Origin of the sequence: Sneathiella sp. (assembly GCF_047631475.1) — a bacterium.
Lineage (GTDB): Bacteria > Pseudomonadota > Alphaproteobacteria > Sneathiellales > Sneathiellaceae > Sneathiella.
Window position 1 is genome coordinate 13,205 of the sequence record NZ_JBLHZT010000028.1, and the last position, 14,672, is coordinate 27,876.

Annotated in this window: 12 protein-coding genes; 10 read left to right on the forward strand and 2 right to left on the reverse strand. The window is 48.9% G+C overall.

Annotated elements, in window-relative coordinates; all coding sequences use genetic code 11:
• Positions 1-5: 5 nt before the first annotated feature.
• Together hutC and ACJAYR_RS12135 are read left to right on the forward strand one after the other, a co-directional pair.
• Positions 6-755 carry a histidine utilization repressor gene (gene hutC / locus ACJAYR_RS12130; RefSeq protein WP_415236843.1) on the forward strand — a complete coding sequence of 250 codons (750 nt, stop codon included), beginning with the start codon at positions 6-8 and terminating at the stop codon, positions 753-755.
• Between the two features lie 153 nt (positions 756-908).
• Positions 909-3,125, forward strand: a complete 2,217-nt coding sequence (locus tag ACJAYR_RS12135) for an ATP-binding protein (protein ID WP_415236844.1) — start codon at positions 909-911, stop codon at positions 3,123-3,125.
• Here the strand turns inward: ACJAYR_RS12135 and ACJAYR_RS12140 are convergent.
• Positions 3,122-4,660: a trimethylamine methyltransferase family protein gene (locus ACJAYR_RS12140; RefSeq protein ID WP_415236845.1), complete on the reverse strand. Its 1,539-nt coding sequence runs from the start codon at positions 4,658-4,660 to the stop codon at positions 3,122-3,124. The genes ACJAYR_RS12135 and ACJAYR_RS12140 overlap by 4 nt on opposite strands.
• A 256-nt stretch (positions 4,661-4,916) precedes the next feature.
• Here ACJAYR_RS12140 and ACJAYR_RS12145 point away from each other — a divergent pair, with 256 nt between their 5' ends.
• The 8 genes from ACJAYR_RS12145 (at position 4,917) to ACJAYR_RS12180 (ending at position 13,621) form a co-directional block, all read left to right on the forward strand.
• The gene (locus ACJAYR_RS12145) at positions 4,917-7,355 is read left to right on the forward strand and encodes a GcvT family protein (RefSeq protein ID WP_415236846.1); all 2,439 of its coding nucleotides are present in this window, start codon (positions 4,917-4,919) and stop codon (positions 7,353-7,355) included.
• A 24-nt stretch (positions 7,356-7,379) separates the two neighbouring features.
• A complete protein-coding gene (locus ACJAYR_RS12150) occupies positions 7,380-8,066 on the forward strand; it encodes a corrinoid protein (RefSeq protein WP_415236847.1) in 687 nt (228 codons plus the stop codon).
• Positions 8,066-8,701, forward strand: coding sequence for a DUF1638 domain-containing protein (locus ACJAYR_RS12155; protein ID WP_415236848.1), 636 nt, complete (start codon positions 8,066-8,068; stop codon positions 8,699-8,701). The genes ACJAYR_RS12150 and ACJAYR_RS12155 overlap by 1 nt, the downstream gene beginning before the upstream one ends.
• Positions 8,691-8,990, forward strand: a complete 300-nt coding sequence (locus ACJAYR_RS12160) for a virulence factor (RefSeq protein ID WP_169546028.1) — start codon at positions 8,691-8,693, stop codon at positions 8,988-8,990. The genes ACJAYR_RS12155 and ACJAYR_RS12160 overlap by 11 nt, the downstream gene beginning before the upstream one ends.
• Entirely contained in the window at positions 8,990-9,529 is a 540-nt protein-coding gene (locus ACJAYR_RS12165; protein ID WP_415236849.1) for a methylenetetrahydrofolate reductase C-terminal domain-containing protein, read from the forward strand. Before ACJAYR_RS12160 ends, ACJAYR_RS12165 begins: the two co-directional genes overlap by 1 nt.
• On the forward strand, positions 9,510-10,610 hold the full coding sequence (locus tag ACJAYR_RS12170) for a methylenetetrahydrofolate reductase (RefSeq protein WP_415236850.1): 1,101 nt from the start codon (positions 9,510-9,512) through the stop codon (positions 10,608-10,610). The genes ACJAYR_RS12165 and ACJAYR_RS12170 overlap by 20 nt, the downstream gene beginning before the upstream one ends.
• Before the next feature lie 70 nt (positions 10,611-10,680).
• Positions 10,681-11,586 (forward strand): methyltetrahydrofolate cobalamin methyltransferase, encoded by a 906-nt coding sequence (locus tag ACJAYR_RS12175; protein ID WP_415236851.1) that lies wholly within the window; start codon positions 10,681-10,683, stop codon positions 11,584-11,586.
• Complete coding sequence (locus ACJAYR_RS12180; protein ID WP_415236852.1) at positions 11,579-13,621, forward strand: ASKHA domain-containing protein; 2,043 nt, start codon at positions 11,579-11,581, stop codon at positions 13,619-13,621. Before ACJAYR_RS12175 ends, ACJAYR_RS12180 begins: the two co-directional genes overlap by 8 nt.
• Here the strand turns inward: ACJAYR_RS12180 and ACJAYR_RS12185 are convergent.
• Positions 13,618-14,619: a GlxA family transcriptional regulator gene (locus tag ACJAYR_RS12185; RefSeq protein ID WP_415236853.1), complete on the reverse strand. Its 1,002-nt coding sequence runs from the start codon at positions 14,617-14,619 to the stop codon at positions 13,618-13,620. The genes ACJAYR_RS12180 and ACJAYR_RS12185 overlap by 4 nt on opposite strands.
• Positions 14,620-14,672: the final 53 nt, after the last annotated feature.

Below are 14,672 nucleotides of genomic sequence, written 5' to 3' on the forward strand. Positions count from 1 at the left end.
GCCAGATGACATCAAATGCACTTAATTTTAGTCCGGACGCTGATCCCTCCGAGCCGTTGTATAAACAGATCAAACGGCTAATCGTTAGTCGTATTGATAGTGGGCAATGGAAGCCTGGCGATAAAATTCCGACAGAACATCGACTGGTCAAAGAGCTGGATGCCTCCCGCATGACTGTCAACAGGGCTTTGAGGGAGCTGACGCAGGAAAATATTCTGGTTAGACGTCAGGGGTCAGGGACGTTTGTTTCGCCCGCTCGTTTGGAGACCGGATTACTGGAAATTCGGAATATTGCGGAGGATATCGTCAACCGTGGAAACGAACATTCCTGTAAGGTTCTCGTCCTGGAAGAAGTTTCATTGCAAGAGGAAATGGCAGCATTGATGGGATGCCCGATTACTTCAGAAAATTATCATTCTGTTTGTTTGCATCTGGAAAATGGGACACCTGTTCAGTTGGAGGACAGATATGTGAATAAAGCGTTGGTCCCGGATTTTCTCAATCAGGATTTTTCGCGACAGACAACTGGTGGATATCTTCTGTCCAATATTGCCTACACCCATGCAGAACATAAGATCAGTGCAGCCATCGCGACCAATGACCAGCACAGCAGTCTGGAATTATCGGAAAATGAGCCAGTTCTCGTCTTACAAAGAAGGACTTATTGTTCGAATGGGGTGATCACAGTTGTAAATTTGTACCATCCGTCCAGTCGTTTTGAGTTTGCGGGGACGTTTATTCCAGACCGAAATTAACACATTTCATGCCAAATATAACGGCGGTACAAAGGTTTTTTATTAACAAACATTAATATTATGGCTGTTCTAGTAAGATGTTTGTATTTATAATAACAGCCAGTTCGATTGTTTAAGTCCTGATTGTAAAGTCACTGTAAGGGCTATTGTTTAATGACTGATAATCAACTGTTGCAAGAACAGTCCGTGACCAGACGTAAGATAGCAAACTTAATACTTCCCGTATTACTTTTCGTAATCGGGACATTTGGGTTGGTTTTTCTTGGAATTTGGCAGTCAACCAAAATTGTCGACAAAAAAGCGGTTCTATCATCCGAAAAACTATTGGTCTCCCTTTTCGAAGATGATGATGAGTCACATCGAGCTCTGGTTCTTGACTATGCGTATTGGGATGCCTCGCTTATCAATCTTGTTATTGACCCTGATTGGGACTGGGCGGATAGTAATATCGGTCCATACCTTCATGAAGCCTATAAAATAAGCGGTAGTTTTGTCATCAATCAGAGCTTTGATACGCTCTATGCTGCCGAAGACGGCGAACGGTCGTCAACTGAATTGCTGGATACTTTTCCACTGATCGAGACTTTCATTCAGGTTAATCAGGACACGGTGCAGAAATCAGATAATGGACAAGGAAAATCATCCTATCTTTTTGACGATGAAGGAGTTTTACACCGAATTGCAGTCGCTCAAATACGTCCAGATTATTCTTCATTAAAAGAAGGTGATGCAAAAAAGCTCCAGCTGACATCACATTATCTTATACTGGTTAAAAAGCTCGATGCCGCTTTTTTGAAAACATTAAGCAAAAGATTTTCTTTTTCCGATTTGCAGATATCCAGTGAAGAGCCCATTGGTGGAAAAGAATTGGCTGTGGTCAGGCTGGAAACGCCGATAAAACATGAGGGGCTGTGGATTTCGTGGCGTCCGGAGTTGCAGGGAGAAGAGCTCTTTGCGCTTTCTTTGAAAAGTATTGCATTAGCCATCATCGTCTCCCTGATCTTGCTGTGCTTTATAGTATTCCGGTCAATCAAGTTGCTGGATTATCTTGACTTCAAGTTGCAGGAGAACCGCGAGCAGGCTCGAAAGAACAAAGACTATGAAGATGCGATATCGGATCTTGTAAAGGGAGATTTCGATCAGGATAATTCGGTTGTGGAAGCCGTTAAAAAACTGACTGAAAATGCGGCTAAAACATTAGAAGTAGACCGCATCGGTATTTGGAGAATGGATCAGAAGCAGGAACGACTGGAGTCGCTTTGCCGTCATGATACCCGCGGGAACAAGTTTCTGAAAAATTTCGCCTTAGATGTGTCTGATTATCCAGAGCTGTACGAACTTCTATTAAGTGAAGAAAAAATCATTATTTCAAATGTCAGCGAAAACAAGCTTGTCAGAAATCTGGCAAACCTGTTGATGGCCCCGGGAGAAGTGGCTTCCGTTCTCGCACAACCGATTGTTATCCGGGGAAAACTTATAGGGGTTGTTCATTTTGCCCGGTGGGATATAGATTACCAGTGGTCAGAGGGTGAGATCCGCTTCATGCGGTCTATCGTTAATATTGTTAATCTCCTGATGGAAGCTCAGGAAAGGGCCATGGTTGAACGGGAACTTAGGGCCGCAAAAAACAAAGCTGAAGCAGCAAACCTGGCCAAATCAGAATTTCTGGCGAATATGAGCCACGAACTCCGGACCCCCTTAAATGCTGTGATCGGTTTTTCGGATTTGATGCTTCAGAAAATTTATGGTGATTTAGGCTCTGAACGCTATGAAGACTATGTCAGCGATATCAATATGAGTGCCCGACATCTTCTGAGTTTGATCAATGAAATACTCGATGTTGCGAAAACTGAGGCTGGGCGTTTCGAAATCTTTCCAGAAGATGTGGATATTAACAGTGAATTTTCGGCAGCGATCCGCATGCTCAAAGGGCGCTTTAAAGACCGCAAGATTGACATCGATTTTGACAATGCTGACGACGTAAAGAGTATATTTGTAGATCCAAAATGCTTCCGTCAGGTATTGATCAATATCCTTACAAATGCCGTAAAATTTTCGAACGAAAAATGCAAGATCTGCGTCCGAATTCAGCGAAAGGATGGTCAGGTATTTTTGTCATTTGAAGATAATGGCGTTGGTATTCCCAAAGACAAAATTGACGATGTCTTTATTGCCTTCAATCAGGTTGAGAACACAATGAATAAAACAACGGAAGGAACCGGATTGGGGTTGTCCATTTCGAAAGCATTGATTGAAATGCATAAAGGATCAATTTCGATCGAAAGTGAACTCGGTAGGGGAACAACAATATTTGTTACCCTACCGGAGAAATCATCCAGCAATCAGCGTGAAGACTTGGATGCTGCCTAGACGTTTGAATCAGGGAAACTGCTTTTGCGTTTTTGTATGAACTCTATAAGGGCTTCATCGATTGCCGGATCTAGAGCAGGGGCTTCATACTCTGCCAGCATTTTCTTCCATAGCTGATTAGCCCGCATTGCCATATCCAACGATCCGTCAGCCTCCCATTGTTCCACGGAGTTGTTGTCGGCAAGTTTTGAACGATAAAATGCTTGCTCAAAATTGCGCTGGGTATGATCACATCCAAGATAGTGTCCGCCGGGCCCAACTTCACGCACAGCATCCATCGCTTGCCCGTTTTCATCTGTTGCGATACCCCGTGCCAAGACTTCCATCATGGCGCACTGGTCTATATCCATCACAAATTTTTCATAGGAAGAGCAAAGGCCGCCCTCCAGCCAGCCCGCTGAGTGAAGGGCAAAGTTGACCCCGGACATAACCGTCATAAGCAACGTTTGGCTTGCCTCATTGGCCGCTTGGGCATCCGGAAGCTTCGATGCCGTAAACGCACCACCCGACCGGAACGGAACATTGAGCCTGCGGGCAAGCTGGGCCGCCCCGCTCAAAACGAGAAGCGATTCTGGTGTTCCAAAAGTGGGCGCGCCGGATTGCATGGAAATTGAACTAACGAATGTGCCAAAAACAACTGGCGTTCCCGGTTTTATCAGTTGCGTCATAGCAATGCCAGCCATGGCCTCTGCCAGCAGCTGCGACAGAGTCCCCGCGGGGCTCACCGGGCTCATGGCGCCCGACAGAATGAAGGGAGAGACGACCGCCGCCTGATTGTTGGCCGCATATACCTTAAGCGCTCCCAGCATTGTCGCATCATAGGTGAGTGGCGAGTTTGCATTAATCAAATTTAACATCACGCAGTTATTCTGGACAAATTCTTCGCCAAAGACCAATGAGGCCATATCGACGCTGTCTTGCGCCCGCTCCGGGGCGGTTACAGATCCCATAAACGGTTTGTCTGAATATTTGATATGACTGTAAACCATATCGAAATGACGTTTATTGACGGGCAAGTCTACAGGTTCGCAGACGGTGCCGCCTGAATGGTGTATGGCAGGCGCCATATAAGCCAGTTTCACAAAGTTCTGGAAATCTTCCAATGTGCCATAACGCCGGCCCTTATCCAGGCAATGCACGAAGGGCGGGCCATAGACTGGCGCAAGCACAATGTTTTTACCGCCAATTTGGACGTTGCGAGCAGAGTTTCGGGCAAATTGAGTAAATTCAGAAGGTGCCGTTTTTATGAGGTTGCGGCAAAGGCCTTTTGGAAACCGGACCCGCTCGCCGTCAATGTCAGCACCTGCGTCTTTCCAAAGCTGAATACTTTCGGGATCATCGACAAAATTAATGCCGATCTCTTCCAGAATCGTATCGGCATTGGCTTCGATGATTTCCATCGCCTCGTCCGACATTAGATTGGAGACCGGTATATTCCGGGTGATATAGGGAATGGAGTGAGCCGACCGGTTTTGCCGCGCCTCCCGCCTTGCGCTCCTGCCGCGTCTGCTGCCTCTTGTCGTGGTTTCCGTCATGGGTGCCTCACATTGTTTTAAAGACCTTCTCCTGCATTCTTTCATTTAATCAGAACAATTTTTGGCGACTAGCGCAGGGCCGTCTTATTTGCGCCCCGGATTGGCGTTTCTGGAATAGTCGAATTTTCTGGATCAGGAATGAAGAACAAAGATGGCGTTTCAGGAACAGCGAATGTCGCGGTTTGATTAGCGGCCACTGGACGCCGAGGTCAACCTGTTTAGATAAAAATAAATTAGACAGGCAGAAGGTGGGATTATGAAATCGCATGCGCGCGTAGTGGTAATTGGCGGTGGTGTTGTAGGCGTGAGTACCTTGTACCACCTGACCAAAAAAGGCTGGTCTGATGTCGTCCTGTTGGAGAGAACGGAACTGACCGCTGGTTCGACATGGCATGCGGCGGGTTTGCTGCCTCTTTTTAATATGAGCTACGCGGTTGGAAAGATCCATAAATACAGTGTGGATCTATACAAGCGGCTAGAGGCAGAAACCGGTCAGGATGTCAGCTTCCATGTTACGGGAAATCTGCGCCTTGCAACCAACAAAGAGAGAATGGATGAGTATCTTAAATATTGCGGGACCGCGAACACAATTGGGGTTCCCTTTGAGATCATCACGCCTTCAGAAGTAAAAGAGTTATGGCCTTTGGCGGACACAGACGGATTGGTTGGCGCGCTTTATCATCCGGATGACGGTCATATTGCGCCGGTTGATGTAACCAACGCTATGGCTGCTGGCGCCCGGCAAAATGGCGGCACGATTTATCGGCAAACAGAAGTTCTGTCCATAGAACAACAGTTAAATGGCGAATGGCTGATCCGAACTAACAAAGGTGATATAACGGCTGAGCATGTTGTTAGCTGTACCGGCAACTATGCCCGCCAGACCCTGTCCATGGTTGGGCTGGATATACCTGTGATCCCGGTTGAACACCAATATATTGTGACAGACGAAGTGCCTGAACTGGTTGAGCGTAAAAAAGCCGGATTGCCGGAAATGGCCGTCCTCAGGGAAAGTGATGCCTCTTATTACCTGCGTGAAGAACGTCAGGGTTATATTTTGGGGCCCTATGAAAAAGGCGCGCCGGCGTGTTTTGTTGATGGTGTTCCAGATACGTTTGGGCAGGATTTGTTTCCGGGAGATCTGGAACGGTTACTGCCTCATGTGGAGGCCGTTATTAAGCGTGTTCCTTCCTTTGCTGACGCCGGTATCAAAGACATTGTCAATGGACCGATTGCCTATACGCCAGATGGAAGCCCCATGATTGGCCCGGCTTGGGGGTTGAAAAACTTCTGGATGAACGAAGGCCATAGCTTTGGGGTTACGGCCGCCGGGGGATCTGGTTGGCAGCTGGCCGAATGGATTACCGAGGGTGAACCCGGCATCGACATGATGGATGTGGATCCTCGTCGATTTGGTGCCTATGCAACGAAACCTTATACGAAGATTAAAAACGAAGAATGTTACGAACATGTGTTTGTTATCCATTATCCGGATGAAGAACGGGCAGCGGGCCGTCCCCTAAAACAAAGCCCTTGTCATGATCGTTTGGCGGCAAAAGGCGCGGTCTTCGGTCAACGCTATGGCTGGGAGAGACCCAATTGGTTTGCTCCTGAAGGCGTTGAGCAAGTCGATGACTGGAGCTTCCGTCGGTCCAGTTATTTTGAACATGTTGGTAATGAAGCGATCAATACACGCAAAAATGCAGGATTGATCGACATTACAAGTTTTTCGAAATTCCAAATAACCGGACCGGGCGCAGAAGCGTATCTGGATCGACTGGTTTGCCGGAAATTACCAAAAGCGACCGGTCGTATTCACCTGGCGCATGCCTTGAACAAGCGGGGCGGCATCCGGTCTGAATTCACCATCATGAAAGATGGCCCGAATGCTTATTATGTCGTTAGCTCCGGCGCGGCAGAGAGATTTGATTTTGACTATCTGTTGAAAAATCTGCCCGAGGACGGTTCCGTGCGTCTGGACAATGTAACAACCCAGCATGGCGTGCTTGTTCTTGCCGGTCCGAGGGCGAGGGATATTCTGTCAAAAGTGACGGATGCTGATTTGTCGAACGAAGCGTTTAAGTGGCTAACGGGTCAGCATATTACGGTCGGTCTGGCACCGTGTAGAGCGATGAGAGTTAATTTTGTCGGTGACCTTGGATGGGAATTACATCATCCGATTGAATATCAGAACCATATCTTTGATGCCTTGGTGCAGGCTGGTGAAGAATTTGGACTTGGCATGTGCGGTATGCGTGCAATGGATAGTTTGCGCATGGAGAAAAACTACCGCATGTGGGGTCAGGATCTAACCCGCGAATACACCGTTTTTGAAGCTGGCCTCGATCGGTTTGTGCATTTGGACAAAGGCGACTTTATCGGTCGGGAGGCGTTGATCTCGCAGAAAGAAAATGGTGTTCCTCAACAGTTTGTGGCGCTTGAAATACATGGCATCAAGGATGCGGACGCCATTGGAAATGAACCTCTTTTTGATCATGACGGGAATATTGTTGGTCGCGCGACAGCTGGTGCCTTTGGGCATTGGACTGGGAAGTCTTTAGCGCAGGGCTATGTAAAAACTGGAACGACCCAGATCGGAAGCAGCCTGCTGATTGACATTCTGGGAGAAAAATTTGAAGCAACGGTGATCGAAGAGTCTGCTTATGATCCCGAAAATATAAGTTTGCGTAGTTGATCACGGCGGTTTGGGAGAAAGTAAATGGACGAAGAAGAAATTGATCTGAGTAGCCTGAATGATCAAGAACTGGTCGAGCAAATGCACGACGATCTATATGACGGTTTGGCTGACGAGATCGTTGAAGGGACCAGAATTTTGCTCGATCGGGGCTGGGCGCCCTATCAGGTTCTCACAGATGCCCTGGTCGAAGGAATGAGAATAGTGGGAGTGGATTTCAGGGACGGTATATTATTTGTTCCTGAAGTCTTGCTTTCTGCAAATTCGATGAAAGCGGGCATGGAAATCCTGAAGCCCCTTCTTGCAGAAACGGGAGCCCCAAAAGCAGGTAAGATGGTCATCGGCACTGTCAAAGGTGATATTCACGATATTGGCAAAAATCTGGTCATCATGATGATGGAAGGGGCCGGGTTTGAAGTCATTGATATTGGTATTAATAACCCTGTTGAAAATTACCTTGAAGCGTTGGAAGAACACAAACCTGACATTATCGGTATGTCCGCTTTGCTGACGACAACCATGCCGTATATGAAGGTCGTGATTGACGCCATGGTCGAGAAGGGTATCCGGGATGACTATATCGTTATGGTTGGCGGGGCGCCTTTGAACGAAGAATTTGCGGATAATGTCGGCGCGGATGCTTACGGTCGGGATGCGGCTATGACCGTGGAGCTTGCCAAGCAGAAGATGCTGGAACGCAGGGCCGCCTAATGACAACAAAGGGCAATGGTTCTGCGACACCGCCAACATTGCTCATCGCCTGCGGGGCTCTCGCAGCAGAAGCGAAACAGGTATTGGAGCAGGACGGCCTGAGGCATATCAAGCTGACCTGCTTACCTGCTCATTTGCATAATACACCGGATAAAATACCGGCATTGCTCCGCCAGAAAATACGAGCCAATCAGGCAGAATACTCAAAGATATTGGTTCTATACGGAGATTGCGGGACCGCCGGTGGCATCGATGACGTTCTCGAGGAAGAGGGGGCTGAGCGTATTGCCGGGGCCCATTGCTATGAATTTTATGCGGGCAGCGAGACGTTTAAAAAAATGTCAGACACGGAGCCGGGAACGTTCTATTTGACCGACTTTCTAGTCCGTCATTTTGATCGCCTGATTTGGAAGGGTCTAGGCATGGACCGGCATCCTGAATTACGGCCACTCTATTTCGGAAACTACAAAAACCTTGTCTATTTGGCTCAAAATCCGTCGACGATGCTTGTCGAACAGGCGAAGGAGGCGGCCGCTAGACTGGAGTTGGAGTTCGTAAATCATCAAACAGGATTGTTGGGGCTAGAGATGTTTTTCGACGAGACAGTCATAAGGGAACAGGTGAATGCAGATTAACATAATTTATTGGCGTGATATCCCGTCGCAAGTTTCCGTCCAAAAAGGTCGGCGGTCCGCCAAGCTTTTATTGGAACAGCGGTTTCAGGAAGCCATTGATCAGGCGGCAATGCGGTCTGGCGCACATGAAAGTGACGCATATCTGCAAGACTGGCGCCGGGTGCTTTTAGGGAACTATGATGGTGACTTGCAGACTTTGGCGGATGCAAAGGCCGCTGAGTTAGAAGCCAGCATTGGTGAAACCGAATTGAGTGCGTTGGTAAAAAACAACGGTTGGAAGGAGGCTTGATGCCGAAAGCTGCTTATCAACCCGCCCGGCGAAGTCCGGTTACGCGATCCAGTTCATTTTATACAGTGCGTTTGTGGTCTGTTCGTCACTCAAAGACGTTGGAGAGCCTCTACAAAGCGCTTGCCCATGTGTTTTTAAAACTTCATCCCGTCTGGCAGTTACTCGGATATAAACGGGTTGAAAAACCGATAAAATCAGCCGAAAAGCTTGTGAAGGGCTTTTTGTTTGATTGTCGGATGTGCGGACAATGTGTGTTGAGTGAAACCGGTATGTCTTGCCCTATGAATTGCCCGAAAAGCCTAAGAAACGGGCCTTGTGGCGGGGTGAGGGCGAACGGGAATTGTGAGGTGGAACCTGACATGCCCTGTGTATGGGTTCAGGCCTGGAAGGGAAGCCAAAGTATGCGCGCAGGAAACACCATATTGAACGTTCAAAAGCCGGTTGATCATTCGTTGAGGGAAACGTCATCCTGGTTGCGGGTCACATCAGAAGCGGCCAAGGAAAAAGAAAGGCAGGCAAATGGGCTTTCTGACGCTTGATGAGAACGAAAAGCAGTTACCACCCTTGCCGGGTCATACTTCGAGAGGACGTCTGGAGAGGGTTTTAAGGGCAGGGGAATTCGCAATCACTGCTGAACTGAACCCGCCAGATAGTGCTGACCCCAATGAAGTCTTTGAGCGCGGCGCCATTTTTGACGGTTGGATAGACGGGATTAATGCGACGGATGGGTCCGGTGCAAATTGTCATATGTCGTCTGTCAGCATTTGTGCGCTCTTAACGCGCGTGGGCTATTCCCCCATCATGCAGATTTCCTGCCGGGATCATAATCGAATTGCCATTCAGGGGAATGTCTTGGGGGCCGCGGCGATGGGTGTGAATAACATCCTGTGCCTGACCGGGGATGGTGTTCAGGCCGGGGACCAACCGGGCGCCAAGCCGGTGTTCGATCTGGACTGTATGTCCCTGTTGCAAACTATTCGGCAAATGCGCGATGACGGCCGTTTTCTCTCTGGCCGAGCGATAACCTCTCCGCCGCAAGTGTTTTTAGGGGCGGCGATCAACCCGTTTGCTCCTCCCTATGATTTTAGACCCCTTCGTTTGGCAAAAAAAATCGAGGCGGGCGCACAATTCGTTCAAAGTCAATATTGCTTCGATATACCAATGTTAGAGCGCTATATGCAGGATGTTCGGGACAGAGAGCTGGACAAAAAATGCTTTATTCTGATTGGTGTGGGACCGCTGGCGTCTGCCCGGGCTGCGCGCTGGATCAGGAGTAACGTTCCGGGTATCCACATTCCCGATAGTATTATCGAACGGATGGAAGGGGCAGATGATCAAAAGCTTGAAGGAAAGAAAATCTGTATTGAAATGCTCCAGCAGGTCCGGGAGATGAAAGGTGTTTCGGGGGCTCACGTGATGGCATATCGGCAAGAAGAGCTGGTTGCTGAAATTGTTCATGAGTCTGGTGTTCTGAAGGGGCGGAAACCCTGGACCCGTGAAGCCAATCCGGGCTTTGAGGCTGTCGTCGAAGCAACGGACAATACGAAAGAGAATTTGGGAGAGACAATTAATCCCTCTGAGGCTGTTGCTGCCGCTTCTGATGAAGAGCATGTCGTTTGAAGGCTAGTTCTTGGGATAATTTGATCGTCTAGTAAGGATACAATTAACTCCCGTACGAAGGGTTTCGAAAATGACAGATACAGTTCTTTCTTCCGCCACCAAAGAGGTCATTATAGGATTTGACAGACCTTTTGTAATAATTGGGGAAAGAATAAATCCCACGGGACGAAAATTATTGTCTGCTGAAATGATGGCCGGTGATTATAGCCGCGTTGAAGCCGATACGTTGGCGCAGGTGGCGGCCGGCGCCCAAATGCTGGACGTGAATGCGGGTATTCCGTTGGCGGACGAGCCGCGGATGCTGGCTGAAGTCGTGCAGTTGGTGCAAACTCTAACCGATGTTCCGTTATCCATTGACTCGTCCATCGTAGCGGCGCTGGAGTCCGGTCTGGGGGTATATCAAGGCAAAGCTCTGGTAAATTCGGTCACCGGCGAAGAAGAGCGTCTTGAGACGGTTCTGCCTTTGGTAAAAAAATACGGTGCAGCGGTCGTTGCCATTTCAAATGATGAAACCGGCATTTCGGAAGATCCGGATGTACGGTTTGAGGTGGCAAAGAAAATTGTTCAGCGGGCGCAGGACTATGGTATTTCACCGGCCGATGTTGTGGTTGATCCCCTTGTGATGCCGGTCGGTGCCATCAACGATGCGGGTAAACAGGTTCTAAGGCTTATCCGCCGATTGCGCGAAGAGCTGAAAGTCAACACAACGTGCGGGGCTTCAAATTTCAGTTTTGGCCTGCCGAACCGGCATGGCTTGAACGCTTCGTTTCTGTCTATGGCAATAGGTGCCGGGATGACATCCGCGATTACAAACCCTTTGCATGAGCCTGAAATGGCAGCCGTCATGGGCGCGAATGCGGTCATGGGGGTTGATCCAAACTGTGCCCAGTGGATTAAAAAATATCGGGAACCCGCGGCGGAAGGTGAAGAAGGAGCCGGTCGTCGCGGAGGACGTAGGCGGCGGCGGAATGCCTGATATTATTAACACCAATCCAGCAGATTATCTTGTCGTTTTTACCCCTTCTGGTATTCGGGGTCGGTTTCCGAAGGGCACATCCTTGCTTAAAGCAGCCCGGGATCTGGGGGTCGATATCGATAGTGTTTGTGGTGGCAGAGGGATTTGTGGCCGCTGTCAAATTGAACCTGTCGTCGGGGATTTTCCAAAATTTGGTGTAAAGTCATCTGCGGATTCATTAAGCCCGCTTGCCGCAAACGAAAAAAAATATGACGAAAGAAGAGGTCTTCGCGAAGGGAGGCGTCTAAGTTGTCATGTCACCTTGCAAGGGGACACAGTCATTGACGTACCGCAGTCCAGCCAGGTTCATAAACAGATCATTGTAAAGGCGGCAGAAGACCGGGTCATTGAAATCGATCCTGCCGTTCGGTTGCATTATGTGACTGTTCAGGAACCTGACATGCATAATCCGACCGGTGATTTTGAGCGTCTGGCTCTTGCATTGGAACAACAATGGGGCCTGAGGGATCTAGAATGCGATCTCAGAATTCTTCAAAAGCTTCAGAAAGAACTCCGAAAAGGGGACTGGGCGGTTACAGTCGCCGTTCACAGGGAGACGCGCATTATGGCGCTTTGGCCAGGCTTCCACAGTGATGCATATGGTATTGCGGTGGATGTGGGGTCAACTACAATTGCCATGCATCTTTGCAATTTGTCGACCGGTCAGGTGATGGGATCCAACGGGATGATGAACCCTCAAATTCGGTATGGCGAAGACCTGATGAGCCGGGTCTCTTATGTTATGATGAACGAAGGCGGCGAAAAAGTTCTGACATCCGCCATACGAACGGGCATTAATCAATTACTGACCGAACTTTGTGAAAACACAAAAATTGATCCTATGAATGTCTTGAGCGCAGTGTTTGTGGGTAACCCGATTATGCATCATCTTTTGTTGGGAATTGACCCGACCGAGCTGGGCGGCGCCCCTTTTGCACTGGCTTCAAACTCCGGGATGATCTTGTGGGCAACAGAAATCGATCTGTGCAGCAATCCGGATGGTCGGGTGTATTTCCTGCCCTGTATTGCCGGGCATGTCGGTGCGGATACCACCGCGGTGATCCTTTCAGAAGCCCCTCATTTGCAGGAAAAGGTAACTCTGATCGTTGATATCGGAACAAATGCAGAGCTGGTTTTGGGAAATAACAGTCGCCTGCTTGCCGCATCCTCACCAACAGGTCCGGCATTTGAAGGTGCGCAGATCGCCTGTGGGCAGCGGGCGGCGGCAGGAGCAATAGAAAGGGTTCGAATTGACCCGGTGACAAAACAGGCCCGGTATAAGGTCATCGGTTGTGACCTTTGGTCAAATGAAGAGGGTTTTGAAGACGCTATAGACGGATTTGGTGTTACAGGGATTTGCGGATCCGGTATCATTGAAGCATTGGCTGAAATGTTCCTCGCCGGCATTCTTTCAGAAGATGGTGTGATTAATGGAGATCTGGTTGATCAGTCTCCTTGGATTATCGCGGAAGGGCGTACGTTTGCATATGTTCTACGCGAAGATCCGGTCAATCCGATCAGAGTTTATCAAACGGATGTGCGGGCCATTCAGTTGGCTAAGGCCGCGTTATATGCTGGGGCCAAATTGTTAATGGACCGTTTTGGCGTCAGTGAGGTTGAACGTGTTTTGCTAACCGGTGCCTTTGGCAGTCATATCGATACGAAATATGCCATGATATTGGGGATGATCCCTGATTGTGATCTCGCGGAAGTGTCGGCAATTGGCAATGCGGCCGGTATTGGGGCCCGTATCGCGCTGTTGAATAAACAGGCCCGTTCTCAAGCAGAAGAACTGATCAGTAAGGTCGAAAAAGTAGAAACAGCGGTGGAACCTGACTTCCAGCAATATTTTGTGGATGCGATGGCATTGCCGCATAAATCCGAACCTTATACCAATCTGGCTAAAGTCGTCAGCCTGCCGGAGAAGGCAGAGCCATCGAATGGAGCCGATAAAAACAGGCGACGGACCAGACGTCGAAGAGCGGCAAGCGATTAGTGCGGTAATTTACGTTCTTCGCTTGGGGTATGGCCAAAATGTTCCCGGTGGCATTTGGAAAAATGCGAGGCCGAGACAAAGCCGCAGGCAAGCGCGACTTCAATGATTGGCAAGCTGGTTTGGGTAAGGAGATACCGTGCCCGATCCAGACGAAGCCCGAGATAATATCGGGTTGGAGACCGGTGCAGATATTTTTGAAATAATCTCTCCAGCTGTCGTGTTGAGAGGTTAACATTGGAGGCCAGATCGCTGCAGCTTAGCGGCTCTTCCAGATTCTCTTCCATACAGGAAATCGCCGCCAGCAATTTGGGGTGAGATATCCCTAAACGGGCCCTCAACTCCATGCGCTGCCGTTCATGACCGTCCCGAATCCTGTGATGAATTAATTGCTCTGCAATTGCGAGGGCGGTTTCATGACTGGTATGGACGGATACGAGGCTTAGCATCATATCCAGAGACGCTGTTCCGCCAGCACATGTATACCGGTTTCGATCAATTTCAAACAGTTCGGTCGTTATATCCAGATTGGGAAATTCTTCGCGGATACCGGACGTGTTCTCCCAATGGATTGTGCTGCGATAGCCCGACAGCATGCCAGCTTTGGCCAGTATATAGGTTGCGGTGCAGATTGCCCCGATGGCGGTGCCGCGAGACGCTGCTTTACGTAACGATGCAACGACGCCTGTTGTGGTGTAGGTTTTAATGTTCAAACCACCACAAACAAAGAGGATATTCTGGTGCGGCATCTCGGCAAGGTTGCCGGCGACAGGAAAGGACAAGCCCGCACTACTGACAACGGGTTCGCCATCTTCAGAATAACAGGTCCAATCATAGACTTTGCGGCCGAGCACCCGATTGGCCAGCCGCAAGGGCTCGATTGCCGAAATAAAGGCAATCGATGAGAACTCGGGCAGCAGGCAGAAACCAATTTTGAACTCGGCTTCTGCTGCCCCATCCAACGGATGTTGGTCTATGAAGGTATGGTCAAGATCACTCATACAAAAACGCTACTTCAACTCTCATTTTCCAGCAACTTAAATTGTCGTTTTTG

Coding starts and splice junctions, on each gene's coding strand:
- ACJAYR_RS12170 (WP_415236850.1), top strand. CDS start 9,510: ATGGGCTTTCTGACGCTTGATGAGAACGAAAAGCAGTTACCACCCTTG.
- ACJAYR_RS12180 (WP_415236852.1), top strand. CDS start 11,579: ATGCCTGATATTATTAACACCAATCCAGCAGATTATCTTGTCGTTTTT.
- ACJAYR_RS12160 (WP_169546028.1), top strand. CDS start 8,691: ATGCAGATTAACATAATTTATTGGCGTGATATCCCGTCGCAAGTTTCC.
- ACJAYR_RS12135 (WP_415236844.1), top strand. CDS start 909: ATGACTGATAATCAACTGTTGCAAGAACAGTCCGTGACCAGACGTAAG.
- hutC (WP_415236843.1), top strand. CDS start 6: ATGACATCAAATGCACTTAATTTTAGTCCGGACGCTGATCCCTCCGAG.
- ACJAYR_RS12150 (WP_415236847.1), top strand. CDS start 7,380: ATGGACGAAGAAGAAATTGATCTGAGTAGCCTGAATGATCAAGAACTG.
- ACJAYR_RS12155 (WP_415236848.1), top strand. CDS start 8,066: ATGACAACAAAGGGCAATGGTTCTGCGACACCGCCAACATTGCTCATC.
- ACJAYR_RS12140 (WP_415236845.1), bottom strand. CDS start 4,660: ATGACGGAAACCACGACAAGAGGCAGCAGACGCGGCAGGAGCGCAAGG.
- ACJAYR_RS12145 (WP_415236846.1), top strand. CDS start 4,917: ATGAAATCGCATGCGCGCGTAGTGGTAATTGGCGGTGGTGTTGTAGGC.
- ACJAYR_RS12185 (WP_415236853.1), bottom strand. CDS start 14,619: ATGAGTGATCTTGACCATACCTTCATAGACCAACATCCGTTGGATGGG.
- ACJAYR_RS12175 (WP_415236851.1), top strand. CDS start 10,681: ATGACAGATACAGTTCTTTCTTCCGCCACCAAAGAGGTCATTATAGGA.
- ACJAYR_RS12165 (WP_415236849.1), top strand. CDS start 8,990: ATGCCGAAAGCTGCTTATCAACCCGCCCGGCGAAGTCCGGTTACGCGA.